Origin of the sequence: Bacillus sp. FJAT-27916 (genome assembly GCF_001183965.1) — a bacterium.
GTDB lineage: Bacteria > Bacillota > Bacilli > Bacillales > Pradoshiaceae > Pradoshia.
In genome coordinates, this window is record NZ_LFZV01000001.1 from 568,793 (window position 1) to 595,363 (window position 26,571).

At 43.3% G+C, this 26,571-nt stretch carries 32 protein-coding genes; 20 read left to right on the plus strand and 12 right to left on the minus strand.

The annotated features are described in order from the left end of the window. Positions 1 to 126 precede the first annotated feature (126 nt). The 4 genes from yutH to thrB all read left to right on the plus strand — a co-directional run bounded on the left by yutH (position 127) and on the right by thrB (position 4,554). Entirely contained in the window at positions 127 to 1,140 is a 1,014-nt protein-coding gene (gene yutH / locus AC622_RS02610; RefSeq protein ID WP_049669653.1) for a spore coat putative kinase YutH, read from the plus strand. Between the two features lie 152 nt (positions 1,141 to 1,292). Further along, on the plus strand, positions 1,293 to 2,591 hold the full coding sequence (locus tag AC622_RS02615) for a homoserine dehydrogenase (RefSeq protein ID WP_049669654.1): 1,299 nt from the start codon (positions 1,293 to 1,295) through the stop codon (positions 2,589 to 2,591). Further along, complete coding sequence (gene thrC, locus AC622_RS02620) at positions 2,591 to 3,652, plus strand: threonine synthase (protein ID WP_049669655.1); 1,062 nt, start codon at positions 2,591 to 2,593, stop codon at positions 3,650 to 3,652. The genes AC622_RS02615 and thrC overlap by 1 nt, the downstream gene beginning before the upstream one ends. Further along, a complete protein-coding gene (thrB, locus tag AC622_RS02625; RefSeq protein WP_049669656.1) occupies positions 3,649 to 4,554 on the plus strand; it encodes a homoserine kinase in 906 nt (301 codons plus the stop codon). The genes thrC and thrB overlap by 4 nt, the downstream gene beginning before the upstream one ends. A 47-nt stretch (positions 4,555 to 4,601) precedes the next feature. Here the strand turns inward: thrB and AC622_RS02630 are convergent, their stop codons facing one another. Further along, a complete protein-coding gene (locus AC622_RS02630) occupies positions 4,602 to 4,844 on the minus strand; it encodes a NifU family protein (RefSeq protein ID WP_231589579.1) in 243 nt (80 codons plus the stop codon). A gap of 137 nt (positions 4,845 to 4,981) precedes the next feature. Between AC622_RS02630 and AC622_RS02635 the strand changes: the two genes are divergently transcribed. From AC622_RS02635 to AC622_RS02655, 5 genes are all read left to right on the plus strand, one after another. Continuing rightward, entirely contained in the window at positions 4,982 to 5,302 is a 321-nt protein-coding gene (locus AC622_RS02635) for a YuzD family protein (RefSeq protein WP_049669658.1), read from the plus strand. 248 nt (positions 5,303 to 5,550) lie between these two features. Then, positions 5,551 to 6,246, plus strand: coding sequence for a response regulator transcription factor (locus AC622_RS02640; protein ID WP_049669659.1), 696 nt, complete (start codon positions 5,551 to 5,553; stop codon positions 6,244 to 6,246). Beyond that, positions 6,247 to 7,185, plus strand: coding sequence for a sensor histidine kinase (locus AC622_RS02645; RefSeq protein ID WP_053103707.1), 939 nt, complete (start codon positions 6,247 to 6,249; stop codon positions 7,183 to 7,185). 133 nt (positions 7,186 to 7,318) lie between these two features. Then, positions 7,319 to 8,242, plus strand: a complete 924-nt coding sequence (locus AC622_RS02650) for an ATP-binding cassette domain-containing protein (protein ID WP_049669660.1) — start codon at positions 7,319 to 7,321, stop codon at positions 8,240 to 8,242. Continuing rightward, positions 8,235 to 8,912 carry an ABC transporter permease gene (locus AC622_RS02655; RefSeq protein ID WP_049669661.1) on the plus strand — a complete coding sequence of 226 codons (678 nt, stop codon included), beginning with the start codon at positions 8,235 to 8,237 and terminating at the stop codon, positions 8,910 to 8,912. The genes AC622_RS02650 and AC622_RS02655 overlap by 8 nt, the downstream gene beginning before the upstream one ends. A 27-nt stretch (positions 8,913 to 8,939) precedes the next feature. Here AC622_RS02655 and AC622_RS20920 read toward each other — a convergent pair whose 3' ends face one another. Then, positions 8,940 to 9,104, minus strand: coding sequence for a hypothetical protein (locus tag AC622_RS20920; RefSeq protein WP_156185541.1), 165 nt, complete (start codon positions 9,102 to 9,104; stop codon positions 8,940 to 8,942). 139 nt (positions 9,105 to 9,243) lie between these two features. Here AC622_RS20920 and AC622_RS02660 point away from each other — a divergent pair, with 139 nt between their 5' ends. Further along, a complete protein-coding gene (locus AC622_RS02660) occupies positions 9,244 to 10,155 on the plus strand; it encodes a class I SAM-dependent methyltransferase (protein ID WP_049669662.1) in 912 nt (303 codons plus the stop codon). 39 nt (positions 10,156 to 10,194) lie between these two features. Here the strand turns inward: AC622_RS02660 and AC622_RS02665 are convergent, their stop codons facing one another. After that, a complete protein-coding gene (locus AC622_RS02665; RefSeq protein WP_049669663.1) occupies positions 10,195 to 11,262 on the minus strand; it encodes an NAD(P)/FAD-dependent oxidoreductase in 1,068 nt (355 codons plus the stop codon). Between the two features lie 341 nt (positions 11,263 to 11,603). Between AC622_RS02665 and AC622_RS02670 the strand changes: the two genes are divergently transcribed. After that, entirely contained in the window at positions 11,604 to 11,840 is a 237-nt protein-coding gene (locus tag AC622_RS02670) for a YuzB family protein (RefSeq protein WP_049669664.1), read from the plus strand. Positions 11,841 to 11,888: 48 nt separating this feature from the next. Here the strand turns inward: AC622_RS02670 and AC622_RS02675 are convergent, their stop codons facing one another. Next, positions 11,889 to 12,674, minus strand: a complete 786-nt coding sequence (locus AC622_RS02675) for a TraR/DksA C4-type zinc finger protein (RefSeq protein ID WP_049669665.1) — start codon at positions 12,672 to 12,674, stop codon at positions 11,889 to 11,891. Between the two features lie 186 nt (positions 12,675 to 12,860). Between AC622_RS02675 and AC622_RS02680 the strand changes: the two genes are divergently transcribed. Next, positions 12,861 to 13,226: a HesB/IscA family protein gene (locus tag AC622_RS02680; RefSeq protein ID WP_049669666.1), complete on the plus strand. Its 366-nt coding sequence runs from the start codon at positions 12,861 to 12,863 to the stop codon at positions 13,224 to 13,226. 265 nt (positions 13,227 to 13,491) lie between these two features. Here AC622_RS02680 and AC622_RS02685 read toward each other — a convergent pair whose 3' ends face one another. After that, positions 13,492 to 14,490 (minus strand): NAD(P)/FAD-dependent oxidoreductase, encoded by a 999-nt coding sequence (locus AC622_RS02685; RefSeq protein ID WP_049669667.1) that lies wholly within the window; start codon positions 14,488 to 14,490, stop codon positions 13,492 to 13,494. A gap of 319 nt (positions 14,491 to 14,809) precedes the next feature. On the opposite strand from AC622_RS02685, the gene AC622_RS02690 reads away from it, so the two are divergent. The 8 genes from AC622_RS02690 (at position 14,810) to AC622_RS02720 (ending at position 20,516) form a co-directional block, all read left to right on the plus strand. Then, positions 14,810 to 16,021, plus strand: a complete 1,212-nt coding sequence (locus tag AC622_RS02690) for an NAD(P)/FAD-dependent oxidoreductase (RefSeq protein ID WP_049669668.1) — start codon at positions 14,810 to 14,812, stop codon at positions 16,019 to 16,021. A gap of 83 nt (positions 16,022 to 16,104) precedes the next feature. Next, a complete protein-coding gene (locus tag AC622_RS02695; RefSeq protein WP_049669669.1) occupies positions 16,105 to 16,587 on the plus strand; it encodes an NUDIX hydrolase in 483 nt (160 codons plus the stop codon). A gap of 143 nt (positions 16,588 to 16,730) precedes the next feature. Continuing rightward, complete coding sequence (locus AC622_RS21150; RefSeq protein WP_197089896.1) at positions 16,731 to 16,853, plus strand: YuiA family protein; 123 nt, start codon at positions 16,731 to 16,733, stop codon at positions 16,851 to 16,853. Positions 16,854 to 16,944: 91 nt separating this feature from the next. Continuing rightward, positions 16,945 to 17,268: a YuiB family protein gene (locus tag AC622_RS02700; protein WP_049669670.1), complete on the plus strand. Its 324-nt coding sequence runs from the start codon at positions 16,945 to 16,947 to the stop codon at positions 17,266 to 17,268. Between the two features lie 122 nt (positions 17,269 to 17,390). Continuing rightward, positions 17,391 to 18,008 (plus strand): 3D domain-containing protein, encoded by a 618-nt coding sequence (locus AC622_RS02705; RefSeq protein ID WP_049669671.1) that lies wholly within the window; start codon positions 17,391 to 17,393, stop codon positions 18,006 to 18,008. Positions 18,009 to 18,139: 131 nt separating this feature from the next. Next, the gene (locus tag AC622_RS02710; protein ID WP_049669672.1) at positions 18,140 to 19,648 is read left to right on the plus strand and encodes a leucyl aminopeptidase; all 1,509 of its coding nucleotides are present in this window, start codon (positions 18,140 to 18,142) and stop codon (positions 19,646 to 19,648) included. 158 nt (positions 19,649 to 19,806) lie between these two features. Further along, positions 19,807 to 20,001, plus strand: a complete 195-nt coding sequence (locus AC622_RS02715; RefSeq protein ID WP_049669673.1) for a hypothetical protein — start codon at positions 19,807 to 19,809, stop codon at positions 19,999 to 20,001. Positions 20,002 to 20,126: 125 nt separating this feature from the next. After that, a complete protein-coding gene (locus AC622_RS02720) occupies positions 20,127 to 20,516 on the plus strand; it encodes a hotdog fold thioesterase (RefSeq protein WP_049669674.1) in 390 nt (129 codons plus the stop codon). Between the two features lie 97 nt (positions 20,517 to 20,613). Here the strand turns inward: AC622_RS02720 and mnhG are convergent, their stop codons facing one another. From mnhG to AC622_RS02755, 7 genes are read right to left on the minus strand one after another with little or no spacing between them, the layout of a single operon-like run. Beyond that, positions 20,614 to 20,973: a monovalent cation/H(+) antiporter subunit G gene (gene mnhG / locus AC622_RS02725; protein WP_049669675.1), complete on the minus strand. Its 360-nt coding sequence runs from the start codon at positions 20,971 to 20,973 to the stop codon at positions 20,614 to 20,616. Then, on the minus strand, positions 20,957 to 21,241 hold the full coding sequence (locus AC622_RS02730) for a Na(+)/H(+) antiporter subunit F1 (RefSeq protein WP_049669676.1): 285 nt from the start codon (positions 21,239 to 21,241) through the stop codon (positions 20,957 to 20,959). The genes mnhG and AC622_RS02730 overlap by 17 nt, the downstream gene beginning before the upstream one ends. Beyond that, positions 21,241 to 21,717, minus strand: a complete 477-nt coding sequence (locus AC622_RS02735) for a Na+/H+ antiporter subunit E (RefSeq protein ID WP_049669677.1) — start codon at positions 21,715 to 21,717, stop codon at positions 21,241 to 21,243. Before AC622_RS02735 ends, AC622_RS02730 begins: the two co-directional genes overlap by 1 nt. 7 nt (positions 21,718 to 21,724) lie before the next feature. After that, the gene (locus tag AC622_RS02740; RefSeq protein WP_049669678.1) at positions 21,725 to 23,212 is read right to left on the minus strand and encodes a Na+/H+ antiporter subunit D; all 1,488 of its coding nucleotides are present in this window, start codon (positions 23,210 to 23,212) and stop codon (positions 21,725 to 21,727) included. After that, entirely contained in the window at positions 23,205 to 23,546 is a 342-nt protein-coding gene (locus tag AC622_RS02745) for a Na(+)/H(+) antiporter subunit C (RefSeq protein ID WP_049669679.1), read from the minus strand. The genes AC622_RS02740 and AC622_RS02745 overlap by 8 nt, the downstream gene beginning before the upstream one ends. Then, positions 23,546 to 23,968, minus strand: coding sequence for a Na(+)/H(+) antiporter subunit B (locus AC622_RS02750; protein WP_049669680.1), 423 nt, complete (start codon positions 23,966 to 23,968; stop codon positions 23,546 to 23,548). The genes AC622_RS02745 and AC622_RS02750 overlap by 1 nt, the downstream gene beginning before the upstream one ends. After that, positions 23,965 to 26,370, minus strand: coding sequence for a Na+/H+ antiporter subunit A (locus tag AC622_RS02755; protein ID WP_049669681.1), 2,406 nt, complete (start codon positions 26,368 to 26,370; stop codon positions 23,965 to 23,967). Before AC622_RS02755 ends, AC622_RS02750 begins: the two co-directional genes overlap by 4 nt. Positions 26,371 to 26,571 lie beyond the last annotated feature (201 nt).

The window sequence follows — 26,571 nt, forward strand, 5'->3', positions numbered from 1 at the left end:
CTTTACCTAATAGCTGTACGTATACAATCTATTCTGCCCGAAAGACCGTCATTTACCATATATCTCTTTGTCGAATCATATAGTGAATTAGAGATGCACCGTTAGTATTGGAAAGGAGATAAGAAGATGGATCATGATTCGATTTATACTCATTACGGCTTGTCGGTAGAAAATGAGGTCAAAGCCGGTTCCGTTCATTTATTTAAGAGTGGAATGCAGTCGTTCTTGTATTATGCGGCAACAGGCGATGAACGAGAAATGGATGAACAATATTATATGGCACACCATTTAAATGAACAGGGTGAGCCAGGGGTTTGGCTGCCAATCATGAATCGCGAGCAAAGTATATTAACAGCTGGCCCTGATCAGCAACCGTATATTGTTTGTATGCTGGGCTCTGTCCTTCCTGATATTTACGAACCAGGTAAAGCTCTCGCCATTTTCCATTATAGAGGCCGTACTATTCAGACGCGCATGGACCAGTCCAGCCGCATGGGCAAATGGAAGCAAATGTGGGAGACCCGAATTGACCAATTGGAAAAGGTGTGGAGAGATAAGCTCTTGAGCAAGCCCCAGAATGATTTCGAGAAATTATTTATAGATTCCTATCCATATTATGCAGGTCTTACAGAAAATGCTATTCAATATTTAGTCGACACCGAGCTTGATGATGACCCTGAATTGATGGACGGCGGGACGATTTGCCACACGCGTTACACACCGGAAACATGGGGGAAGAACACGGTTGGAAAGGTGCCGAAGGATTGGGTTTTTGACCATGGGGCGAGAGATATAGCTGAGTATGTCCGTATGTGTTTCCTCGATCAGCCAAATACGTATCATCAAGGAGTCATTCGTTTTTTGCGGCAATACCAATCAATCGCTCCATTCTCAACCTTTACAGCTAAAATGACCTATGCAAGATTGCTTCTCCCGATTCATTATTTCGAGACGATTGAAACGTATTATTTCATCCGTTCGGAAGGAGAGAAAGCAAAGCTTGAGGAGCGGCTGGGTCAGTACACAAAGCAATCAAGCCTATATGAACGGATGCTTCATGAGTGGTATGAAATGGCGGGGATTCCTAAAGGAAACAGCAGGATGTCTGTACCAGAATGGATTCAGAGTAAACAAAAATAATATTTGAATATTTGAACAAATTAGAATAAAGAGGTAAGATTGATTTTATTCCAATAAAGATTTAGGTTGGCACATTGGTAGAAATCATCTATAATGTCCATTATAGGTAAACAAATGTCCGTAATATGTGGACATCGTGAGGGGGAGTATGGGTGAAGCCGATTTCAATAGGATTATTAGGGCTTGGTACAGTAGGAACAGGGGTTGTGAAAATCATTACCAATCATCAGGATAAACTGATGCATCAGGTTGGATGCCCTGTGGAAATCAAAAAAATCCTTGTAAAAGATCTTGTAAAAGAGCGAGAGATCATGCTTCCAAGCGGAATGCTGACGACTTCGAGCGATGAGATTATCCATGATCCAGAAATAGATGTCATCATTGAAGTGATTGGCGGTGTGGAGGAGACACGGGATCTGCTTCTTCAAGCTTTGGAGAACAAAAAACATGTTGTTACAGCAAATAAGGACTTGATGGCTGTTTATGGACCAGAGCTTTTAAATGTAGCATCCAATAATGGCTGTGACCTCTTTTACGAGGCTAGTGTAGCCGGCGGCATTCCTATCCTGCGCGGGCTGGTGGACGGGCTCGCCTCTGACCGGATTACGAAGATGATGGGTATAGTGAATGGAACAACGAATTACATCTTGACAAAGATGTGCAAGGAGAAGCTCTCCTATGAAGATGCGCTGAAGAAAGCACAGGAGCTTGGCTTTGCGGAAACTGATCCAACTGCAGATGTCGGCGGACTGGATGCTGCACGGAAGATGGCGATTCTAGCGACTCTTGGGTTCTCCATGACCATCGATTTGGATGACGTAAAGGTGCAGGGGATTACGGGTGTATCAGATGAGGACTTGACCTTCAGCCAAAAGCTTGGATATACAATGAAGCTGATTGGTCTTGCTCAGAGATGCGAGGAGGATAAAGTGGAGGTCAGCGTTGAGCCGACCCTGCTTCCGGTCGATCATCCGCTGGCGATGGTGAATGATGAATATAATGCTGTCTATGTGTATGGTGAAGCGGTAGGAGAAACGATGTTTTATGGGCCTGGGGCTGGGAGCCTTCCGACCGCAACAGCTGTTGTCAGCGATTTAGTCGCTGTCATGAAGAATATGCGTCTCGGTGTCAATGGAAGCAGTGCTGTACTTCCGCAATTTCCGAAGAAGTTGAAAACAGATGAAGAGATTCGGGGCAAGCATTTTCTCCGCTTGCGTGTGAAGGATGAGATTGGTGTCTTTGCCCAAATCACATCGATATTCGCAGAAGACGGAATCAGCTTTGAGAAAATCATGCAGCTGCCAATCAAGGAGGAGCAGGCATCAGAGATTGTCTTGATCTCTCATGATGCTCCGCTTGCTAATTTTGAGCGAGTACTTGAGAAGCTTGAAACATATGAGAAGGTTGAAGAAATTAAAAGTACGTATAAGGTTGAAGGAGGTCTTGTCTAATGGGATGGAAAGGGTTAATCCAGGAATTCTCGGAGTTCTTGCCAGTGAGCGAAGGCACTCCTGCTTTAAGTCTGCATGAGGGAAATACACCGTTAATTCATTGCCGGAATCTATCAGAGGAATTAGGAATCGAGCTGTATGTCAAATATGAGGGAGCGAATCCAACGGGCTCCTTTAAGGACAGGGGTATGGTTATGGCAGTCGCCAAAGCAATGGAAGAGGGCAGTGATACAATCATTTGCGCCTCTACTGGCAATACATCTGCGGCGGCTGCAGCCTATGCTGCCCGAGCAGGCTTGCGCTGTATCGTCGTTATTCCTGACGGCAAAATCGCGATGGGAAAACTCGCACAGGCTGTCATGTACGGGGCTGAGATTTATGCCATCAAGGGCAACTTTGACCAAGCGCTTGCGATGGTCCGTTCCATTAGCACAAAATATCCTATCACCCTGGTGAATTCAGTAAATCCATATCGTATTGAAGGGCAGAAAACAGCAGCTTTCGAGGTTTGCCGCGATATAGGAAAGGCTCCTGATATTCTTGCGATTCCAGTAGGGAATGCCGGTAATATTACGGCTTATTGGAAAGGCTTCAAGGAATATGATGAATACCATCAATCAGGACTTCCTGAAATGAGAGGGTTTGAAGCAGAAGGGGCAGCGGCCATTGTTCATAATCGTGTATTCGAGGAACCGGAGACGCTGGCCACGGCTATTCGTATCGGTAACCCAGCAAGCTGGGAATTTGCTGTTGCCGCTGCAGAGGAATCGAACGGGCAGATAGATGAAGTATCTGATGAGGAAATCATTCATGCCTATAAGCTGTTGGCACGCAAGGAAGGTGTGTTCGCAGAACCGGCCTCCTGTGCTTCTATCGCCGGTGTAATTAAACAATTACAGAATGGTCAGATGAAGAAAGGGCAGACAGTAGTGGCTGTTTTGACAGGCAATGGGCTGAAGGATCCGAATACAGCAGTCGAATACGGGCATATCACTCCTGTCGTCATTGAAAATGATGAGGAGGAGCTGGTACGGCATTTCGGGAGTGTGGTTTCATCATGAACCAGCCTCCCATGCTGCGCATTCAAATTCCAGCCAGTACGGCTAATCTTGGACCTGGGTTTGACTCGCTTGGAATGGCGCTTGGCCTTTACTTGACGATTGAGGCCTCTCAATCAGACAGATGGGAGGTTATCATAGACTGCAAAGAGCTTCAAGGGCTGCCGGCAGATGAATCGAATTATCTCGTTCGGATGGCGCAAAAAGCGGCAGCATTCTATGGAGCAGAGATGCCTCCGTGCCGATTAAAGGTTAAAAGTGACATCCCGTTGGCAAGGGGACTCGGCAGCAGTGCTTCTGCCATTGTGGCTGGGATTGAGCTCGCCAACGCCTTTTGCTCTCTTAAGTTGGATGAGGAGGAAAAGATGCGTTTTGCCGCCATAGAGGAGGGTCATCCGGATAATGTCGGAGCGGCCATTTATGGCGGATTGGCAGTTGGTATTCAGGGAGAGAATGGTGCTGAAGTTGTCTCCTTGCCAGTTGTCGGGGTTGCGGCTGTTGTGGTGATTCCAGCATTTGAGTTAAAGACAGAGCAGTCGAGGTCCGTCCTCCCATCAGAGCTTGCCTTTGGACAAGCTGTTTCAGCGAGTGCTGCGTCGAATACATTTGTTGCTGCTGTCTGTGCAGGCAACTGGGCGCTTGCTGGCCAGATGATGGAGATGGATCAGTTTCATGAGCCTTACCGCGCTAAACTAATGCCATATTTCGCTGATGTCCGGAGAATCGCCAAAGAATATGGGGCATATGGGACCGCTGTCAGTGGAGCGGGACCAACCATTTTGTCCATTGCCAACTTAGAAAAGGTTCCTGCTATCTATGATGCGCTTCAAGCCTCTTTCCCGGATATGTCCGTTCATCAGGTGCAGTTGGTGAATCATGGTCCTGTCGTAAGGACCATTAAATAAAAAAACAGCGGTTCCCATTGAGGGACCGCTGTTTATCGTTTTGGTCATTAGAATACTTGTTCTACTTCTACAACGCCAGGAACTTCTTCAAGTAGGGCACGCTCGATGCCTGCTTTCAGCGTGATAGTGGAACTAGGGCAGCTTCCGCATGCTCCTAAAAGACGCAGCTTCACGATACCTTCATCCACATCAACCAGTTCACAGTCGCCGCCATCGCGAAGAAGAAATGGACGCAACTTATCAAGAACGTCTTGTACTTGATCAAATAACTCTTGTTCTGCCAAGGCTATCGACTCCTTTCCTAATCATATTATAATGATTTTGCCATGAAAAAGCTATCCACATTCCTTGCAGATTCATTAAAATTTGTTACCGAATTCTAAATTAGGTAAGATGAGGAGAGAAGAAATGAACAGGGGGAATACGCATGAAAATGGCAGAGATCTTTGTTTACGGGGCAGAGCAGATTTGCGCCAGCTGTGTGGGAATGCCGTCATCGAAAGAGACATATGAATGGCTGGAGGCAGCGCTTTCTAGGAAGTTTCCTGAGCAGCCAATCAAGTTTACGTATATTGATATCGAAAGTCCGCCTGATGATCCGACCGTGCGCGAGATTGCTGAAAAGGTTCAAAATGATGAGTATTTTTACCCGTTGGTTGTCATGGACGGTAATGTTCTTGGGGAAGGAAATCCCCGCTTAAAATCAATTTATGAAGCATTAGAGGCTTATGGTTATAAGGGGAAATAAGGAAAGACGCTAAGGCATATGCTTTGGCGTATTTTTTTGTGGGAGAGAATCATAAATTATAGAGTGGATTTTCAAGGACGAAAGCTATGAAGAATATATTTGGCCAATAGCCGTTACAGATTTCAGACAGCTTTTTGCTTAATAGAAGGAATTTCTGAAATGGCCTCGAACATGTCTTTTAAGGGTTAAAGATTTAGGTCAGAGTGTTTAGAATTTGGCTAAGACGCAGAAAGAATGGAAGTGAGCCTATGCAAAGAAGTATTTTGCTTGTAGAGGATGACCGAGATATTAATCGTTTAGTCAAAAGCCACTTGGAACAGGAGAATTTCACGGTATATACTGCCTTTGATGGAGAGGAGGGTTTAGCCCTTTTTCAGAAGTATGAAGTAGATTTAATCTTACTTGATTTAATGCTACCAAAGCTCGGCGGGATGGACTTTCTGAAGGAAGTTAGGACAATAAATGTTGTTCCAGTCTTGATTATCTCGGCTAAAGGGAGTGATTTAGATAAAGCGTTAGGACTAGGTTTCGGTGCTGATGACTATATCAGCAAGCCTTTTTCAATGGTAGAGCTAACTGCCCGGGTACATGCCGCCATTCGCCGGTCAACACAGTACCATACTCCAATAAAATTACCTGCCCAAACAATCCTTCATTTTAAAGAGCTATCCCTTGACCTGACAACTTTTTCAGTCATCGTTAAGGGAAAGAGCATACAGCTAACCTCAAAGGAATTTCATCTTTTAAAGCTATTTATGACGAATCAGAACAGAGTTTTTACAAAGGAGCAAATTTATAGCCTCATTTGGGAGGATGACTATTATGGAAATGAGAATGTAATCAATGTCCATATTAGAAGACTTCGAGAAAAAATAGAAGCCAATCCGTCAAACCCTCAATATATCCGGACGATTTGGGGGATTGGATACAGATTAGGTGAGTGAATGACAACCATTGTAACAGGAATATTTATCGTCGTCTTGCTTGTCATCATTAGCCTTCAGTCTTACCTTTCGTGGAAAATGGCCAGGGACCTGACCAATATACGAAGGCAGCTTTCTGATGTGATTGAACATAGGACGGCTGAAAAGGTATTAATCCAGACCGATCAGAAAACCGTTAAACAATTTCTCATCCAAATTAATCGGCTCCTGGATTACAATCAGCAAGTCATTGCGGACTATGTTAAAACGAAAGAAAGTTTAAGAAAGTTATTAGCGAATATGTCTCATGATTTAAAGACCCCATTAACGGTCATTTTAGGCTATGTGGAAAAGTTAGCTGACGAGAAGAATATAAGTGTAGAAGAACGGAACAAGACACTAGGCCGACTTCATCAGAAAACACTAAATATGGCAGCCATGCTCAATCAATTTTTTGATCTTGTTAAACTTGATTCGGGGGACTATTCCATTCCGCTTAATCGGATTTCAATTAATGAGGTTTGCCGGAGGAATATACTTGATTTTTATGATTTGATGCAATCGAATCATTTTCAGGTGGAAGTTGATATTCCGGAACATCATTATTATATTCTTGGGAATGAGGAGGCCTTAAATCGGATCTTGAGCAATCTCATTCACAATGCCATTCGGTATGGAAGTGATGGAGGTTTTTTTGGGCTGGCTGTTAGAGAAGAGGGTGAGTATATTGCGATTGATGTATGGGATAAAGGAAAAGGAATTGCTAAAGTTCATCAAGAGCAGGTGTTTGAACGATTATTCACGCTCGATGATGCGAGAAATCCGGAATTTCAAGGAAGCGGACTTGGATTAAGCATAACGAAACACCTAGTAGAAGCCATGAAGGGTGACATTCACTTAAGCAGCCAACCATATGAGAAGACGATCTTCACATGTAAGTTCCATCGAATCAAGTATTAAAGGAGAGGTGTTCAAGCAGAACAGCCTCTTTTTTCTATCCATAAGAAACTTAAGGAACTTGTAAGGATTGAGAAAGAAAAAAGATATGTTTACTGCTTATGATGTAAGTAGATAAAGGGAAGGAGAGAACAAAATGAACAGTGTGGTGAGAACGGCAGGATTAACGAAAAAGAAAAAAGGAAAAGACTTGGTAAGCAATATTGACCTTCATATTCATAAAGGGGAAATATACGGGCTCCTTGGCCAAAATGGAGCTGGTAAAACAACAATTCTGAAAATGCTTACAGGAATAACAAGCCCAACAGGCGGAGAGATTGAATTATTCGGACAGAGACTTAATGAACGTTCCAAGTTTATGTTGAAGCGCGTCGGAAGTATTATTGAGTATCCAGTTTTTTTTGAGCACTTAACGGCGATTGAGAATTTGAAGCTCCATTGCGAATATCTAGGCTATTATGATGAGCAAGGAATCAAGCAAGCATTGAATATGGTGCAACTAAAGGGGATTGAGGATAAGCGGGTAAAGGAATTCTCTTTAGGGATGAAGCAAAGGCTTGGAATTGCTAGAGCGATTATTACTAAGCCTGAACTGATTATTCTTGATGAGCCGACAAATGGTCTTGATCCCATTGGGATTAAGGATACGAGGGACTTGATTTTAATGCTTAACAGGGAATACGGTATAACCTTCATCCTGTCGAGTCATATTCTAGGCGAAATGGAGCAGGTTGTAGACAGAATTGGCGTCATCGATAATGGGAGACTGTTAAATGAGGTATCTTTAGAAGAGATAAGAAAGCAACGAACGGATTACATTGAGCTAATGCCGACAAATGTACAAAAAGCACTTTATCTGCTTGAACAGGAACTTCATATTTCAAATATGAAATTGCTTCAAGGGAATAAAATCCGGATTTATGATTTGACGCATTCTCAAAGTGATATTGCCAAATTATTGGTTCACCATGATATTGGCATTGAAGAAATCCAAAAACATACGAGTAACTTGGAAGATTATTTCTATGATCAAATTAATGGGGGAGATAAAGTTGTTTAATCTAATGCGATTAGAATGGAAAAAGCTAAAACGCCTTTCTGTCATTTCTGAAGTGATGATCTACTGGCTCATTCTTATGTTTATGCCCGTATTTTTCATTAAGATTGTGATGCCCTTCATGGGTGAAAGCTATGCGGCAGCCATTGAACTGAATTCGTTTATACAAATGGGACTCATATTGCTTGGGGGCTCCTTGATCAGCCAGGTTTTTATTGAAGAATATAAAAATAAAACAATCTCTCTCTCCTTCGGGTATCCGATTAGTCGGAAAAAGTTGTTTACGGCAAAAGTATTGTTTATCTACATCTTCGTCTTTCTTGCTGCCGTTGGATCGTATGTTTTTACAGGATTAACAACTTATTTGCTTGATCTGATAACTCCTATTATTAACGGCCAGCCAACAAATACGGATATATTTGCTTTTTTTAAAAGTATGATAGCTGGATCACTCATGATTCCCCTGATTAGTTTCATCCCTCTCTTTATCTTTGGTATTTTGACAAGAGGAACAATCCCAACCGTAATATGCTCTATAGTATGTATGAATTTACCTAATTTCTCGACATTCTTACATCTTAACCAGGACCTTATTCTTCTCGTGCTGTGCCTGCTAGGTGCCCTAAGCATCTTTCTTTCCATCAAAACAGCCGAAAGTGCAGGTGAACTTTAGCCGGGATTAGCAACGTCATTATTAATGTCAAAAACCCGCCTTTCTACGAAGGCGGGTTTCGAATTTTTGCAATGGGTAGCTGCTTTCTTCCTCATAGCTGGAACTGAATGATTCAGGGCTGTTCTGGAGAGCCTCTAGCCGAAGCTTGCGGAATTGGTTGACGTCCTCATTAAGCAATGGTCTTATTTTCATGTTTTTCACTCCTTTTAGAGAATTCAAAACACTTGACAAATAAGGCTAATTGTGCTAAAATTTAATATTATTAAAATTGTGTTATAATGAGATTCCCCATAGAGGGGAATCTCATTTTTTTTGTGGAGGGATATCAATCATGAGCCAAACGAAAGCAAATTTACCCTTGTTGATTTCCGCCTTTGCCCGTGCTTACCACAGTAAGTATGATACGCCAGTTATCTTTAATGATAGCTTGGCCGGGAAACTTATAACGGATGAGGAATATGAGGCAATAAGCGAGCAAATGGTGCAGGGCATCCGCTATTTTAACCCTGAGATTGCTGCTAAATATAATGGACAGCCGGATGAATTGCTGAAGTATATTACACAGGTTCAGCTGGCTCCAACGACCCTGTCTCGTTCAGCTTATTGTGAGAAGGTATTAAAGCATGAGTGTATGCTCGGGGCCTCTCAATATGTCATTCTTGGGGCAGGCTTTGATACATTCAGCATTCGTGAAAGGGAAGCGCAGCCCATTGATATCTTTGAGGTTGATCGGCCGGCAGTTCAGGAGCTGAAAAGGGACAGGCTGGATAAGGCGAATTTGCCAGTTCCGTCTCATCTTCATTTTATCGCGATGGATTTTGAAAATGAATTCTCCCCTGAGGGTCTTATTCAAGAGGGCTTTAAAAAGGTGAAGACCTTCTTCAGCCTGTTAGGTGTCTCTTATTATTTAACTGAAGATGCCTTAAAAGAGCTGCTCATTGAACTGTTTTCACTCGTACCTGAGGGAAGCTCAATTGTGTTTGATTATGCTGATGCGAATACATGGGATGGACATGGCGTTGCAAATCGTGTAGAGAAATTCGTGCAGCTGGCACAAGCGAGCGGTGAGCCAATTAAATCCTGCTATACGTATAGAACAATCGAGAGGCTAGTAGAAGAGGCAGGTCTGCTTGTTTATGAGCACTTGACTCCGGAGATGATTGACGAGCAGTTCTTCGGTGAGCGGGATGATTATTTATCCGCGTTTGAAACGATTCATTTCATTCATGCGGTCAAGAAATAGGATAACAGGAAAGGCAGGTTGCAATAACCTGCCTTCTTCTCATCCATTATGATATTTGTACATCCACAGAACACCGGATTTTAACACTCTGGCCATCCTGCCAGTAATTGGGCGCTCCGCCATGAGCCCGAAGCCGTGCTTCTTTCCTAAGGACCCAAGAATACCCTTAAGCTTGATTGGCGGGAACGATTCTGGAAGCGGCTCATTGGCCCATTTCTTCAAGAGAACTTGATAGATTTGCTCGGCTTGGCCTTCAGCAAGCTGGGCGCTTGGCGCATGTCCGAGGGATGCGCAGTCACCGACCACAAATACGTCCGGGTATCCAGGAATGGTGTGCTGCGGCGTCAGGATGATTTTGTTTCCTTTATCCTTCTCGACCGGCATATTCCGAACTGGTTCAACAGGCTGGATTCCGGCAGTCCAGACGATGGCATCACAGTGGACTACCTCATCATGGTTATAAAGAATATTCGGTTCAATCCTTGTGATGTTGCTGTTATGGACCAAGGTGACATTATGTTCAACAAACCAGCTTTCGACATAGTTACTTAGCTTCGCCGGGAAGGTGGAGAGAATCTTGTCGTTCCGGTCATAAAGGCGGATATCCAAATCTGGCCGGCCTTCAATCAATTCGCTTGCCAGCTCGATACCGCTCAGTCCACCTCCAATAATCGCAACCACTTTTCCATGCCCTAAATTATTCAATGCCTGATAGGTGCTTCTTGATTTGTCAATCGATTGGATGCTGTACGTGTAATCAGCTGCTCCAGGGATATTATGATGATTATCCTCGCAGCCGAGACCGATGATTAATTCATCATAGGCAAGGGGTTCATCCTGTGTGAAGAGGATTCTCTTTTTTTCTAAATCGATTGAGCCGACTTCACCGTATTTGTATGAAATGCGTTCATGCTTCGGGAATGAAACACGGATGGCATGGTCAGATATGGAGCCGGCGGCAAGGGCGTAGAATTCCGTTTTTAAGCAATGGTAAGGGACGCGGTCAACAAGTGTGACATGTATATCATCTGGAAATTGATTATCGGTCAATTTGTTGAGCAGTCTCATCCCACCATATCCACCACCGAGGATGACTAAGTTTTTCATGGCTATGACTCCTTTGCTGGGTTATACAGGTTCGTTTTCATGCTGCGATTATTGTCTTGTTTGTGGTTTTAGGTTCTTCCTTCTCTATCTTACCAAAATATTCAGACGAAACATCAACGAGAAGGTTAAGCGCTGTCAAAATAATATTTAGTTTTTTAAATTAATTAATAATATTCTAAAATTCCCTCCAAAAGTATATCGAATTACCGCGAAAATAACAACCAAAAGTGTCCAATTATTGAAAAGTATCTCAGTATCCAGTCAGTTGATCAGGTCTCAACTAATTGACTATTCATGCAAAAGAGAGTAGGATGTAGAGTTGAAATAAGGGGTGAGAGTTCATGAAGCCAATCATCGAGTTTTGTATAAGTAATCTTGCCAGCGGGGCACAGCCTGCGATGGAAATTCTCGACCGTGATCCGAACTTGGATGTCATTGAATATGGCTGTCTCAGTTATTGCGGCATTTGTTCAGCGAGCATGTATGCCCTGGTGAACGGTGATGTGGTGACCGGGGATACACCGGAAGAGCTAGTAGATAATATTTATCAGTATATTGAAGAAAATCCAATGTTTTAAGACATAAAATAAAGGGAGGCAGTGCTTGCTAAGCGCTGCCTCCCTTTCTTAATAAACATCGAAATCTTCTTCATCCTTATGAGCTTTTGCATATTCCTCTGTGTAAGGATCCTCTTCATACGGCTTCAAATCACCGAATGTCGTCATAATTCCTTCCTCATCAAGGATATCCTTCAGCTGTTCGAGCTCTGCTGTCGGATAGATTTGGACATTCTTTCCGTCCATATCATTTCCAGCAAAATTCTCGATATCCTCCACATAGCCGATATGCTCATCAGAATTTAAATACACTTGGTCATAGTGCTCCTTCGGGTCGTAATAATCTGAAGGGGAGTCAGAGGTTCCCCATTCTGATACGGCCTGCCAGGAATCCTCTTCATCGAATCCGATTGTTTCTGTTGGATGTTTTTTACTATAGAGAGGATGCAAAACCTCCTCTTCGACAGGACGGGTATGTGAGACGACCTGATCAGGGGTATGCTCGACACAATACTCGGTGAACGGAACCGCCTCAAGCCGTTCAAAGGGAATATCCTTGCCGCAGACTATGCATTTTCCATATTCCCCTTTCTCGATGGCTTTAAGGGCTTCTGTAATATTCTTATGTTCCTCTTCAAAGAGTTCATTCAGGGCAATATCCTTCTCGCGTTCATATAATTCTGTCCCAGTATCGGCGGGATGGTTATCATACACGGAGATCTCTCCGACATAATTATAAAAGTTCTCATCCTTATGCAAGCCAAAATGGTCATTTAAGGATATATGCTCTTCGACTTCCTTTTTCCGTTCCGTTAGTTTGTTCTTTAAGGCGGAAAGCTGTTCAGATGAAAGCAAATGCGGACACTCCTTTTTAGGTATTCTGTCTCTTTATTGTCCGTCATTCCCGAGCGCTTTATGTGTCTCCATATTATGGGTTTAGGCAGATGTGTCTTTCGGTTGAGAGTACCGAGGTTTATGTATATACTAAATCTAGAGGATTTTTGATTTCCTTCTATACTTTGACAAAAGGGGGAAGAATAAATGTCAGCAGAAGTGATTATCGTAACAGAAGCAGCAGCTATTCAAATAAATGAAATGATCAAGGAGAGCGGGGAAGAGCAGCCCCATTTGCGTGTCGCCGTACATGGCGGCGGATGCAGCGGTCTCTCCTATGGCATGAATTTCGAACAAGAGAAGAAGGAAGACGATATCGAAACGATTCAGCATGGCATTAGCTTTATCGTTGCCAAGAACGATGCGGCTATTCTGAATGGAACGCGAATTGACTATAAGCAATCGATGCTAGGCGGCGGATTCACAATTGATAATCCTAATGCGATTGCCTCATGTGGCTGCGGCTCCTCCTTCAGAACGAAGACAAACGCCGGTACACCGGAGGAATGCTAAAGATTTTCTTCATCAAGAAAAAGACAAAAGAAGACCTCTTCAGGCAGCTGTGCAATAGAAGCAGAGCAAATCTGAAGAGGTTTTTTTCTTATTGTAGGTGCCGGCAGCTGTTTACCGGAGAATGTCTTTGATTCTAAGAGGTAGAGGGAAGCATTAATTGATCACTAGCAGCTTTCCTAACGAAAACAGACTATCATTTTGATCGATTGAATGAACGCAAAAAGAAACAGGCCATGAAATCAATTCATGACCTGTTTTATTCTAATCAATCCTTAAACATGCTAGTGCTGTGCAGCGGCTGCACGCGTGCTTTTGGATCCATATAGGCTTTTGCATTATTGATAGCCGTTGGAGCTTCGCCAAATCCGCTGGCAATCAGTTTAACTTTCCCATCATAGGTACAAATGTCACCTGCAGCATAGATGCCTGGTATATTTGTTTCCATTCGGCTATTTACAACGATGGAATTCTTCTCGATTTCAAGACCCCATTCCTTAATTGGTCCCAAGGAAGAGACAAATCCATAAGTGACAAGTACATCGTCGACATCAATAATTTCTTTATTCTCGCCATTGGCTTCCTGCAGGATGATTTGTCTAATTGCTTCCTCATCACCAACCATGTCGCAAGGTATGTACGGCGTTTTAATGGTCACATTGGATTTCTTGAGATTTTCAACGCTGTGCTCGTGTGCGCGGAATTTATCACGTCTGTGTACAAGGGTTACTTCTTTTGCGATTGGCTCAAGCATTAATGCCCAGTCAACGGCTGAATCTCCGCCGCCGCAGACAAGTACTTTCTTGCCGGCGAATTTATTTAAATCATCAACGAAATAATGGAGGTTTTTGCCTTCATATTGTGATGCCTGTTCAAGCTCAAGACGGCGAGGTTGGAAAGCACCATTTCCTGCTGTGATGATAATTGTTTTGGAATAATGGATTTCTTTATCGGTTGTCAGCTTAAAGACCCCGTCAGCTTGTTTTTCCACTTTTTCGACTGCTTGCTCTAAGCAAATGGTCGGATCAAACTTAGCGGTTTGTTCTTTCAAATTATCCACTAAGTCCTGTGCGAGAACTTTAGGGAATCCTGCAACATCATAAATATATTTTTCAGGATAAAGGGCTGACAGCTGACCGCCTAGCTGCGGCAGGCTCTCAATAATTTTCACGGATGCTTGGCGCATTCCGCCGTAGAAAGCCGTGAATAACCCAACAGGTCCCCCTCCTATTATGGTCACATCATAGATATTTTGATCTTCTTTCACATGAAAACCTCCCATTGATTAAGAATGAATCTTTACTAATAGTAACACAAATGGAACATTCTACGCTTCTTTAAAGGAAGCAAGTACCTATATGACTATGATAAAATTTAATATTAATAAAATTCAGACAATAAATCAATAGGCTGAAATAGTAAGTCATCAGACATGTTGCTTGAAAAATAAGCCAAAAGGGAATATAGTAAGTTTATAGAAAAATGTTAAGGTTTTGTGACATTCATGTAAATGTTAGTGAACAATATCACAATGCCTTAATTAGTGATATATCATAAATGAAAACGAAAAGGTGGAAGTGATTGAATTGAAAAAGCCTCAAATCGTCATTTTAGGTGCTGGATACGGCGGGCTTGTAACAGCGGTTCGTCTACAAAAGAAATTAAATGTGAATGAAGCGGAGATTACACTCATCAACAAGCATAATTATCATTATGAAACAACTTGGCTGCATGAAGCATCCGCAGGAACTCTTCATCATGATCGAGTACGCTATGAGATTCCTAGTGTAATAGATAAGAGTAAAGTGAAGCTTGTTGAGGATACAGTGGTTGAAGTGAACAAGGAAGCCAAAACCGTTGTTTGCGAAAACAACAAGGAAATTCCATATGACTATCTTGTCATCGCCCTTGGTGCCGAATCCGAGACATTTGGCATTGAAGGATTGAAAGAGTATGCATTCAGCATCTCAAGTGTGAATAAAGCGCGTCACATTCGCGATCATATTGAACATCAATTTGCTTTATATGCTCAAGATAAGAAAGAAGAGCGTTTGACAATCGTCGTGGGCGGAGCCGGCTTTACAGGCATTGAATTCATTGGTGAATTGGCAAACCGTGTGCCTGGTCTTTGCAAGGAATATGATATTGACCAGAAAAAAGTTCGAATTATCTGTGTAGAAGCGGCGCCGTCTGCTCTTCCAGGATTTGACCCGGAACTTGTTTCTTATGCGGTCGCAAGACTTGAGAAGAAGGGTGTCGAATTCATGATTGGCACACCAATCAAGGGCTGTACAGAAGAAGGCATCATTGTCGGCAAAGGCGAGGAAGAAACCGAAATGATCCCGGCAGGTACTGTCGTATGGGCTGCAGGGGTAAGAGGAAGCAGCATCATCGATAAATCCGGATTCGAAAACATGCGCGGTCGTGTCAAAGTTGAGCCTACATTGCTAGCTCCAGGACATGAGGATGTATTTGTGATCGGAGATTGCTCATTGGTCATCAATGAAGAAATCAACCGTCCATATCCTCCAACTGCCCAAATCTCCATGCAGCAAGCGGAGGTTTGTGCGAAGAATATCGTTGCCCTTGTTCGCGGCGGCCAATTGGAGAACTTCGAATATAAACCAAAAGGTACGGTATGCTCCCTTGGAGATGACGATGCAATTGGTGTTGTATTCGGTAAGAAGCTCAAAGGCACAAGCGCATCCATTATGAAGAAAGTCATTGATAACCGTGCGCTCTTCATGGCTGGCGGCCTATCCTTGATGCTTAAAAAAGGGAAATTTAAATTCTTGTAATGAAAAGAACAGAAACTGTCCTTCTATGTGGAGGACAGTTTTTTTTATATAATGGAGACAAAACAAGAAATAAGGGAGGAACTATGGGAGAGAGAAGCAAGCATGTATGGCTTGGTGTATGCGGGGTTGTAATTGCGGAAGATGGGAAATGGCTTGTCGTGAAGAAGACATATGGCGGGCTGAAGGGGAAATGGTCATTGCCAGCTGGATTTGTTCAGCCCGGAGAGACTGCTGATGAAGCGGTTGTCCGTGAAGTGAAGGAGGAAACGGGCATTGATACGGAAGTAATTGGCCTATTTGGACTGCGCACTGGGGTAATCAAGGATCAAATTAGCGATAATATGCTGATGTTTTTGTTGAAGCCGACCTCTCATTCTATAAATGTCCAGCTTTCAGAGCTGTCAGAGGCTGTCTTTATGGATGAGATGGAGATCAAGAGAGATCCTGACAGTTCCGTTCTTCTTACGGAATTAAATGAGAAACATACATCTTTACATAAGAAACCGCTGCAAGGGAAGAATCCCGGGGACATCTTTCAATATACATCCTATAAATTGTTCATTTAGTGAGAAATCCGAAGCATTTAAATGTAAGAGTATAATGTATGCGTTTACATGGGACAGAATGGAGGATTGGAAACCTTTTCAATTCCCTCTTTACCTGTTATATTATCAGAAAATTCAAATATTTTAACAGGGGGTTTTAACCGATGAAAAAAGCCAATCATCCATGCCCGTATTGTGCAGGTGCCGGTTATTTTCAATTGTTGCTGGGCGGATCAGAGACATGCTCCTGCTGCAGCGGGAGCGGTAAAATGTCGGAACGGAAATAATGAAAGATATTCATTTGGAATGATATCCTAATTGACGAAAATTCTTCCTTCTTATACACTTACTCATGTATGAGATAAGAGAGGGGAATGAATGGGGATGTCGATTCCGTTAATGGTGATTTCGATTGTGCTTTTCTTTATTTTGTTTTTTGGATTGGGGTTTATCCTCAATATGCTCTTTAGAAAAACGTGGATTATGGCAGTGGTTTATCCAATCATTGCTTTATATATTACCGGGGACTTGAGAGTAAGCGAATATGTCACAAACTTCTCATCGAGCATGAGTTTTCTCTGGGAAAGAGTGCAAAGTCTTGCTGTAGCTGATGCTGTCATTCTGCTTAGCGGTTTTGTCGGTTCAATTGTGTCAGGATGGGTCATTCGAATACTGAGAGTTAGAGGGTATAGGATGTTTTAAGGAAGTCATTCGTGCGATTGCCTCGCATTAATGGCTTTTTTTTCATTATTGATTGATTTCGAAGTAGGGATAGGAATAGTTAACTTGGGAAGACTGGTTTATGTGAGAGGAGTGTATCGAACATGAATCTATTTCTATCCCTATGCAAGAAAGCGGGGATATGTCTTTTGTTCATCAGCGCGGTATGGGTGACCTGGTCACATTTCACTGGTCTGCCTATTCGTGATTATATAAACCAGTCCTTCCTGACAAATCTATTCGGATACATGGAACCGGTTCATATTGATCGCGTCTCTGCCGCGACCTTGGAGGAATCAAAGGACTGGAGCCAGTACCGTTCCTATGAAGTGATTGCAACAGGCTATACGGCAGGCTATGAATCAACTGGGAAAAAACCCGGTCATCCGGGTTATGGAATCACGTATTCCGGTGTAAAAGTTAAACGGGATCTTTACTCAACCATTGCTGCTGATACGACGGTCTTTCCAATTGGAACAATTCTTTTTATCCCGCATTATGGATATGGAGTTGTAGCAGATACTGGTTCAGCCATTAAAGGAAATAAGATTGACCTTTATTATGATACGGTGCAGGATGTCTATCAGGAATGGGGCAAAAAGAAGCTGGAGGTTTATGTTATCAGTATGGGCAAGGGCAATCTAACAGAAGCAGAGCTGACCGCCTTAAATGATACGGAAAGCTTGCAAGTGTTCAGAAACCAAATCAACAGGAAAAAATAAATTTGTTCTCTATGCAAGTGAACCTTTACCAAAAGGTTCACTTGCTTATTTTTTTGAGTTGTTTAGGGGAGGAGTTCTATATCAACATTTTTTGAAACTTAGCCTATAATATAGGAAGAGGAGGAATGCAAATGTTTATCGTCAAAAATGAAGATCCATCTGTAGTCTCGATTCCTGTACTGGTGACAGGAGTGTTTGGCCATCCTGTCACATTGTCTGCGAACCTCTCTGACGGAGATAAGCTCTTGAATGGCAAGCTGCAAGAACTAGCCAAATCAGGTGATGTTTCCGCGAAGAAGAAGCAGATTTCCTATTTACATACATTAGGCTTGATGAAGCCCGAGCGTCTTGTGTTTGTCGGCCTAGGCAAACAGAAGGAGCTTTCATTTGAAAGCCTGAAGGAGGCATTCGGCGCCCTTTTCCAAGACATGGAGAAGAGAGGCTGGACCCGCATTGCGGTGGACCTAGAGTCTTTTGTCACTGAAACCATTACGCCGGAGGAAGCCGCATTTGCCTTAAGTGAGGCATTTGCTTTATCAACCTATCAATTTGAAGGCTATAAGAAGAAGAAGAATGAACAGCCTCGTCAAATTGAGGAAATCACCGTATACACTGAGCATGATCATGCGGTGATTGAATCTGCCCTCTTTGTCGGCCATACGTATGGGAAGGGGACAAACTCTGCCCGCAATCTGGTTAATTTGCCAGGCAATATGCTAACAGCGACTGATATGGCTAATTACGCTCAGGGACTTGCTGAAAAATATCATTTTGAATGTGAAATCCTAGAGAAGAGCGAAATGGAAGAGCTCGGAATGGGTGCCTTGCTGGCGGTCAACCAAGGGTCTGAGGAACCGCCGAAGATGATTGTCCTTAAATACCAAGGAAAAGATGAGTGGACAGATGTAATAGGCCTTGTCGGCAAGGGAATTACCTTTGATACGGGCGGCTACTCCATCAAAACGAAGGCCGGTATTGTCGGCATGAAGACAGATATGGGCGGAGCAGCAGCCGTGCTGGGCGCAATGGAAATCATCGGTGAATTAAAGCCTGAGCAGAATGTCGTTGCTGTCATTCCATCAACTGATAATATGATCTCCGGCAATGCCTTTAAGCCGGATGATGTGATTGTCTCCATGAGCGGCAAAACCATTGAGGTATTGAATACAGATGCGGAAGGAAGACTCGTCTTGGCTGACGCAGTGACCTATGCGAAGCATCATGGTGCGAATTATCTTGTCGATGTAGCTACTTTGACAGGCGGTGTCATTACAGCGCTCGGCGTGGAAATGACTGGGGCCATGACGAATGATGAACACTGGTTTGAGGAAGTCCTTTTAGCATCCGAAGAAGCGGGTGAACCAATGTGGAGACTTCCAATCACAGAGAAGGACAAGGCGCGTGTCCGCGGCAGCCAAATTGCCGACCTTAATAACTCTCCAGGCTCTGAGGGACATGCCATTATGGGTGGAGCGTTCGTTGGAGAGTTTGCGGAAGAAACCCCATGGGTGCATCTAGATATTGCCGGCACCTCTACAAGAAATCGTTCCTATGAGCTTGGACCAGCAGGAGCGACTGGCGTGATGGCAAGAACGCTTGCGACACTTGTTGAGCGCTTCGGCCTTGAGGAAACGGATTAATCGTATGTTGATTGGGAGGAGGGCTCCGCTAAGAGCGGTGCCTTCTTTCCTTTGGACCGTAAAACTTACCGCCCGAAATGGTTATACGCCCTTACAAGCTCATGCGTTTATGCATACATAATAGTGTAGGCATTAAACATACAGGAGGTATTCTTAAGATGAATCCAGACATGATGATGATGAGCAGACAATGGGGAAGACCGTGGGGGAGACCATGGGGCAGACCATGGGGAGGCCCTTATTTCGGAGGTCCATTTGGGGGCTTTGGTGCGGGATTGGCAGGTGGATTGCTAGGAGGAGCACTGGCTGCGCCACTCTTCTACGGTCCATTCGCCGGCGGTTTCTTCTGGTAGAATAAATAAAAGCCAGCAGTGTCCCTGCTGGTTTTTTCAATTCATACATATGGATGGCAGGAACAAAGTGAATACATGAAGAAATAGTAGAATAGCAAGGATTATGGATAGAAGGGTATGGTTGCATGAAGGATTATGAAAATACATTAATGGGCACTCTCGGAATTGACATTATTGAGGCAGGAGAAGGGAAAGTGGTTGCGACGATGCCGGTGGACGAGCGGACTCATCAGCCAATGGGCCTGCTCCACGGCGGCGCATCAGTGGCCTTAGCTGAAACTGTTGCAAGCATGGGAGGATTCTTACTCGTTGATCCTGATCATGAGGCAGTAGTCGGACTCGAAATAAACGCCAATCATATTAAGAGCAAGCGTGAAGGAATCGTCACTGCCACGGGCACGATTCAGCACAAAGGAAGAAAAACGCAAATTTGGGAAATACGCATCACGGATGAAGAGGATGAATTAATCTGCATCAGCCGCTGTACGCTTGCTGTGATACAGGTAAAGAAATGAGAGTGAAATTGCATTTCTTTATCCTGGAAGAATATCAATGAAAAAATAGCATTTCTTCATACAAAGAAAAGAACCGGGGCAATCCCAGGTTCTTTTCTTATTTCTTATTCTCAGATACTTGTCTAGTTTTTTTATAATCATCACGAACGGTCATCTTGGAAAGCTTGACGCCAGTGTTATACGCTGCCCGGCTAATTAAGTGTCCGGCAACAGGGGCTGTCATGAAAATAAAGATAACAGCTAAGAGAATTCGGGAGTTAAAATGTCCTTTAACCACCCAGAAGTACAGAAAAGTTCCAATCAAGACAAAGGAAACAGCCAATGTGGAAGTCTTGGAAGCAGCATGGCTTCTTGTGTACACATCAGGCAAGCGCAAAATCCCTAAAGCGGAAATAACCGCAAGCAAGGAACCGATTACGACGATGCCGATAAACAAATAACTATAGATCTCGTTCATTTTCGATGATTTCTCCCTTCTCCAGGAATTTAGAAAAAGCGACCGTTCCAGTGAAGGAGAGAATACCAATCAGTAAGATAACCTCAAGGAACATGGATGTGTCCAGAAGAATGGACAGGACAGCAATCATACAGATTAAATTGGTTCCGATGGCATCAAGTGCGATGACACGGTCAGGAATGCTTGGTCCTTTAATCACCCGGTAGACGAGCATGCCCATCGAGATGGTAATGCATAATAATGCTAATTGCAGCATGAAATTTAGCATTATTCACTCACCTCCTTGATGACTCGTTCGAAGGAGTTACGAATTCCATCCGTCATTTCATCGATTTCCCCGACATTCAGTGCATGAATGTATAGGGTCTTATTATCTGGTGAAATATCCATGACCAATGTTCCTGGTGTTAAGGTAATCATGTTCGCCAGAAGGGTGATTTGCCAATCCTTCTTTAAACTTGTTTCATAGGTGAAGATTCCAGGTGTCAATTCGAGCTTAGGACGAAGAATGGTCTTAAAGACATCAAAGTTCGCAATGAACAGCTCTTTAATAAAAATCAATAGGAGCTGTATAACAGCGACAACCTTCCGCAAGTAAAAGGGGGTATCAAAGAATCTCCTGAACAAGTAAAGAATGATGGCCCCTAATAAGTATCCGATAATAAAGGATGAACCCGTCGCAGACGTGGTAAGGAACATCCAGGTTAATGCTAGAATCATGTTTAATATAATTTGATAGGACATATCGTCATCACTCCTTAAGCACGGCTTGAATATAGTCTGAAGGGTTCGTTAACACTTGAACAGCATCTGAAACATATGTGTAGACAGCCTCAGAACCAATGCCATATGCAATGGAGACAGCAATCAGAATGCTGATTGGCAGCAATAAGAAGCGAGTGTCCTTTTTCTGTTCCGGGGCGAGCTCATATTCTTTTTTCTCTCCCCAAAAGGCATAGATGAAGATTCTCATGACGGAGTATAGGACAATTAAGCTTGAGAAGAGAACGATAAGTCCTCCTGCATAATGACCAGCTTTAAAGGCTCCTTGAATGATCATCAGTTTCCCGGCAAAGCCGCTGAAAGGCGGAACACCGGCTAGAGAGATGGCTGCAATGAAGAATAGCCAGCCAAGGAATGGATATTGATGCATAAGACCGCCCATTCGTTTCATATTGCTTGTTCCCGTTTTGGCAATCATCATGCCAATGAGCAGGAAGAGGGCTGATTTGATCAGCATGTCATGTAAGGTGTACATCACTGAACCAGCGAGGGATTCTGTATTCATAATAGAGATACCGAAAAGGATAACCCCAATTGCAACGACAATATTGTAGATAATGATTTTCTTAACATCCATATAAGCCAAGACACCGATGCAGCCGAAGATAATGGTCAAAATGGCCAAGTACAGCATGATGGAATGGGTGTATTCAGGATGATGGTAGAAAAGAGTCGTGAATGTACGAAGAATGGAGTAAATCCCGACCTTCGTCAATAAGGCACCGAATAATGCCAGTATTGGAATAGGCGGTGCATAGTAGGAGCCCGGCATCCATACATAAAGCGGGAAGATGGCCCCTTTTAAGCCGAATACGACCAAGAATAGGATAGCGATGACCGTAATAATTGCTGGCTGGTCAATCTCTGCAATTCTTTGTGATATATCTGCAATATTCAATGTGCCGACAACAGAATATAGTAAGGCGACCGCAACAACGAACAAGGCAGATGCAATAACATTTACGAGCAAATATTTAATGGTTTCCCTTAATTGAATCTTCGTTCCGCCTATAACAAGGAGCACATAAGAAGACATCAGCATAACTTCGAAGAAAACGAATAAGTTGAAGATATCTCCTGTTAAGAAGGCTCCATTAACTCCGACAATCAGGAATTGAACGAGAGGGTAGTAGAAAAATCTCTCCCGCCCTTCATCGATGTGTTTAAACGAATATATTAAAACGGAAAAGACAATGATCGATGTAACGAGTACGAGCAAGGAAGACAGCATATCAGCGACAATGCTGATGCCGAATGGTGCATCCCAGCTGCTTGCTTGCATTACTTGTATTCCGTTTGTTTTTACTTCAATGACAAGGGAGATGGCAATCACGATAGAAATGATGGCCGATACCAGGGAGACAACCCTTTGTGCATTGACCTTGCGTGCGAGGAAAATCAAGAAGATTCCCGTCAGCAAGGGAAGCAATATTGGTAATATGACAAAATTATTCATAAGACTTATTTCCTCTCAACTGATCCATATTATCGGTTCCAAGCTCCTGGTACGAACGATAGGCCAATACAAGGAAGAAGGAAGTGACCCCGAAGCTGATAACAATAGCTGTAAGGATCAATGCCTGTGGAAGCGGGTCGACATATGACTTGGCATTCTCACTTAAGATTGGGACAGCACCTTGCTTTAATCCGCCCATGGTTAAGATAAGCAAATGTGCGGCATGACTTAAAATCCCAGTTCCGACAATGATGCGCAATAAGCTTTTCGATAACACCAAGTAAGTAGCAATGGTGAAAAGAATTCCGACAACGATAGACATTAAAATTTCCATTATTCACTCTCCCCAATTGTCTGGATAATGGTCATTGTTACGCCGATTACAACTAAGTAAACCCCTGTATCAAACAGGACAGCTGTGTGAAGGGATGTGTGGCCAAACAGCGGCAAATCGAAATAGTGATAGGCGTGTGTCAGGAATGGAGCATCAAAGAATAATGCCCCTGTTCCTGTACCGACGGCAAATACAAGTCCCACTGCCACAAGCAATAAATAGTTTACAGGCAGAATGGCTTTAACGGTTTTTAAATCAAAGGCCAAGAGCAGCAAAATGATGGCCGATGATGTCATCAATCCCCCGATAAACCCTCCGCCAGGAGTATAGTGACCGGCAAAGAAGATATGAATCGAGAATAGGACAATCACAAATGTGGCTACCTTTGTGACGGTTTGCAGGATTAAATCATTCGTCTTCATTCTGTCCCTCCTCTTCTTTCAAGACGAAGCTTGATCATCGTATAGATACCAATGGCTGCAATCGCCAATACGGTAATCTCAAACATCGTATCCAAGCCGCGGAAATCGACGAGGATGACGTTGACCATGTTTTCCCCGCCTGCTTCTGTATACGTAACTTTCTTATAATACTCAGAGATGGATTCAAATAATTTTGTACTATGTGAAGTAAGTGCCAGAAGAGTCATCGTCAGACCGACACCAAGAGCAATTACCATATTGGTTACCTTGAATCTCATTCTTTTCTCTTTTGGTTTATATTTCGGCAAATGATAGAAGCAGAGCAAGAATAATGAAGTGGATACTGTTTCGATGACAAATTGCGTTAACGCAAGGTCTGGTGCTCTGAATAACACAAAGAGCAAGGAAACGGTATAGCCAACTGTACCAAGCAAGATGATTGATGTAAGTCTTGACTTGGCAAACAGAATCATGATGGATGCTGTTACAAGAATGAAAGCGAGAATTACCTCATAGACCCCGATTGGTGTAACGGAGGTCGTATTAATAGTGAAAGCATCAAGTCTCCACATCATGTAAAGCAGGATGATAAAGGTAAATCCAAAGATATAGACTAAATAATCATGGATATTGCCATTCATGTACCCTCGTGTTAATCGGTTGGAGCCGAAGTCAGCCCAAGATAAGCCTTTATTATAGGCAGAGTTTAAGGTGTAGCGTTTTGGCATCCATTTGTAAATGCCTGTCCAGGCAGGATAGGTTTTATAAAGAATGATACCAAGGGCTATAACACCGATGGTCATCCATAGCTCACCGCTTAAGCCGTGCCACATGGAAATATGCACATGGTACGGGTCCGCTGCATAGAGGACTGGCTGAATCGCCGCTACAGCAGGTTCAATGATGGTTTCAGCAAGCATATTCGGGAAAAGTCCCCAAATAATGACCAATGATACTAAAACAATCGGCGAGATAAGCATACCAATCGGTGCCTCATGAGGCTTCTTCGGCAGCTGGTCAAGCTTCGCTTTACCAGTAAAGGTCTTAAAGAACAAAATCATACAGTATACGAATGTAAAGACACTTGCAACCCAGGCAATAACCGGGAAGAGAATTCCCCATGTTTCTAATGAAAGGAAATCAGCATTCGCAATCGTCAGGGTGCTTTTGAAGAACATTTCCTTACTCAGGAATCCATTGAACGGCGGCAGGCCAGCCATAGAGAATGACCCAATCGCGGCAATGGTAAACGTAATTGGCATGAATGTCATCAGACCGCCAAGCTTACGAATGTCTCTTGTCCCTGTTTCATGGTCAATGATTCCGACAACCATGAAGAGCGATCCCTTGAAGGTCGCATGGTTAATTAAATGGAAGATGGCAGCTGCTGTTGCGGCCATGTATACATTGGAGCCATTCCCAGTGTAATGGAGTGCCGCAGCACCCATCCCCAGCATGGACATAATCATCCCGAGCTGGCTGACAGTGGAGAAGGCGAGAATTCCTTTCAGGTCATGCTGTCGGATAGCATTGAAGGAGCCCCAAAATAAGGTGATAATACCAATGAGCCCAACAATCCAAACCCATTCAGCAGACAGGGCAAAGATTGGGCTTAATCGAGCAACCAAATAAATGCCGGCTTTGACCATTGTAGCCGAGTGTAGATAAGCACTTACAGGTGTCGGCGCTTCCATGGCATCTGGTAACCAAATATGGAATGGGAATTGGGCAGATTTTGTAAATGCACCAAGAAGGACTAGAACCATGGAGAAATAAAACAGCGGATGTTGGATTAACTCCGGAGCCATTGAAATCAACTCACGTATACTGAAGGTATCTCCCATCACATATAAAGCGATGAAACCTCCAAGCATGGACAGACCGCCTAAGAAGGTGATCAATAACGATTTCTGTGCTCCATACCTTGATGCTTTTCGGTCATTCCAGTAGCCGATCAGCAAGAAGGAGGAAAGGCTCGTGAACTCCCAGAAGGTATAAAGAACAATCAAGTTGTCAGATAGGACAACCCCAAGCATTGCACCCATGAACAGGAGCAAAAACACATAGAAATTAACAAGATTCTCTTTCTCTTTATTCATATAGAAGACGGAATAAAGAATGACCAGGGCACCAATCCCTGTGATGAGCATAGCAAAGAGCAGGCCCAATCCATCGACATACGCATCAAAGGATATATCAAGCGATGGAATCCAGGATACGCTCTCCATGATGGTTGCGTGCTCCTTGATTGTCGGCAGCAATGTGCAAAGATAGGTGAAAATGATAACCGGAATTATCAGCACAAACCAGCCTGTATGTATTTTTCGAGTAATCTTGCCTGTAAGCGGAATACAAAATGCCGCTATAAAGGGCAGTAATATACTCCAATGAAGCATAGACATAGGATACCTCCCAATCAAGTATTTTTATATAACTCTGTTAAACATCCTTACTGCACCTATTATGCAAAGGACTGCAAAGTTCCAACATAAGGTGAAACTTCAATCAGCGGTGTGTCTTTATCCACTGATTGTACGTTAAACCAATCGGGCGCCTGTAGGCAATCTCCCGCACCGCTTCTCAGATTTTGATGGAGAGCGGAA

Coding starts and splice junctions, on each gene's coding strand:
- AC622_RS02670 (WP_049669664.1), top strand. CDS start 11,604: ATGAAGCCAATCATCGAGTTTTGTATAAGTAATCTTGCCAGCGGGGCA.
- yutH (WP_049669653.1), top strand. CDS start 127: ATGGATCATGATTCGATTTATACTCATTACGGCTTGTCGGTAGAAAAT.
- AC622_RS02650 (WP_049669660.1), top strand. CDS start 7,319: ATGAACAGTGTGGTGAGAACGGCAGGATTAACGAAAAAGAAAAAAGGA.
- thrB (WP_049669656.1), top strand. CDS start 3,649: ATGAACCAGCCTCCCATGCTGCGCATTCAAATTCCAGCCAGTACGGCT.
- AC622_RS02745 (WP_049669679.1), bottom strand. CDS start 23,546: ATGGAAATTTTAATGTCTATCGTTGTCGGAATTCTTTTCACCATTGCT.
- AC622_RS02645 (WP_053103707.1), top strand. CDS start 6,247: ATGACAACCATTGTAACAGGAATATTTATCGTCGTCTTGCTTGTCATC.
- AC622_RS02695 (WP_049669669.1), top strand. CDS start 16,105: ATGGGAGAGAGAAGCAAGCATGTATGGCTTGGTGTATGCGGGGTTGTA.
- AC622_RS02665 (WP_049669663.1), bottom strand. CDS start 11,262: ATGAAAAACTTAGTCATCCTCGGTGGTGGATATGGTGGGATGAGACTG.
- AC622_RS02715 (WP_049669673.1), top strand. CDS start 19,807: ATGAATCCAGACATGATGATGATGAGCAGACAATGGGGAAGACCGTGG.
- AC622_RS02740 (WP_049669678.1), bottom strand. CDS start 23,212: ATGAATAATTTTGTCATATTACCAATATTGCTTCCCTTGCTGACGGGA.
- AC622_RS02720 (WP_049669674.1), top strand. CDS start 20,127: ATGAAGGATTATGAAAATACATTAATGGGCACTCTCGGAATTGACATT.
- thrC (WP_049669655.1), top strand. CDS start 2,591: ATGGGATGGAAAGGGTTAATCCAGGAATTCTCGGAGTTCTTGCCAGTG.
- AC622_RS02735 (WP_049669677.1), bottom strand. CDS start 21,717: ATGTCCTATCAAATTATATTAAACATGATTCTAGCATTAACCTGGATG.
- AC622_RS20920 (WP_156185541.1), bottom strand. CDS start 9,104: ATGAAAATAAGACCATTGCTTAATGAGGACGTCAACCAATTCCGCAAG.
- mnhG (WP_049669675.1), bottom strand. CDS start 20,973: ATGAACGAGATCTATAGTTATTTGTTTATCGGCATCGTCGTAATCGGT.
- AC622_RS02750 (WP_049669680.1), bottom strand. CDS start 23,968: ATGAAGACGAATGATTTAATCCTGCAAACCGTCACAAAGGTAGCCACA.
- AC622_RS02680 (WP_049669666.1), top strand. CDS start 12,861: ATGTCAGCAGAAGTGATTATCGTAACAGAAGCAGCAGCTATTCAAATA.
- AC622_RS02660 (WP_049669662.1), top strand. CDS start 9,244: ATGAGCCAAACGAAAGCAAATTTACCCTTGTTGATTTCCGCCTTTGCC.
- AC622_RS02710 (WP_049669672.1), top strand. CDS start 18,140: ATGTTTATCGTCAAAAATGAAGATCCATCTGTAGTCTCGATTCCTGTA.
- AC622_RS02700 (WP_049669670.1), top strand. CDS start 16,945: ATGGGGATGTCGATTCCGTTAATGGTGATTTCGATTGTGCTTTTCTTT.
- AC622_RS02755 (WP_049669681.1), bottom strand. CDS start 26,370: ATGTCTATGCTTCATTGGAGTATATTACTGCCCTTTATAGCGGCATTT.
- AC622_RS21150 (WP_197089896.1), top strand. CDS start 16,731: ATGAAAAAAGCCAATCATCCATGCCCGTATTGTGCAGGTGCCGGTTAT.
- AC622_RS02640 (WP_049669659.1), top strand. CDS start 5,551: ATGCAAAGAAGTATTTTGCTTGTAGAGGATGACCGAGATATTAATCGT.
- AC622_RS02730 (WP_049669676.1), bottom strand. CDS start 21,241: ATGCTAAATTTCATGCTGCAATTAGCATTATTATGCATTACCATCTCG.
- AC622_RS02705 (WP_049669671.1), top strand. CDS start 17,391: ATGAATCTATTTCTATCCCTATGCAAGAAAGCGGGGATATGTCTTTTG.
- AC622_RS02635 (WP_049669658.1), top strand. CDS start 4,982: ATGAAAATGGCAGAGATCTTTGTTTACGGGGCAGAGCAGATTTGCGCC.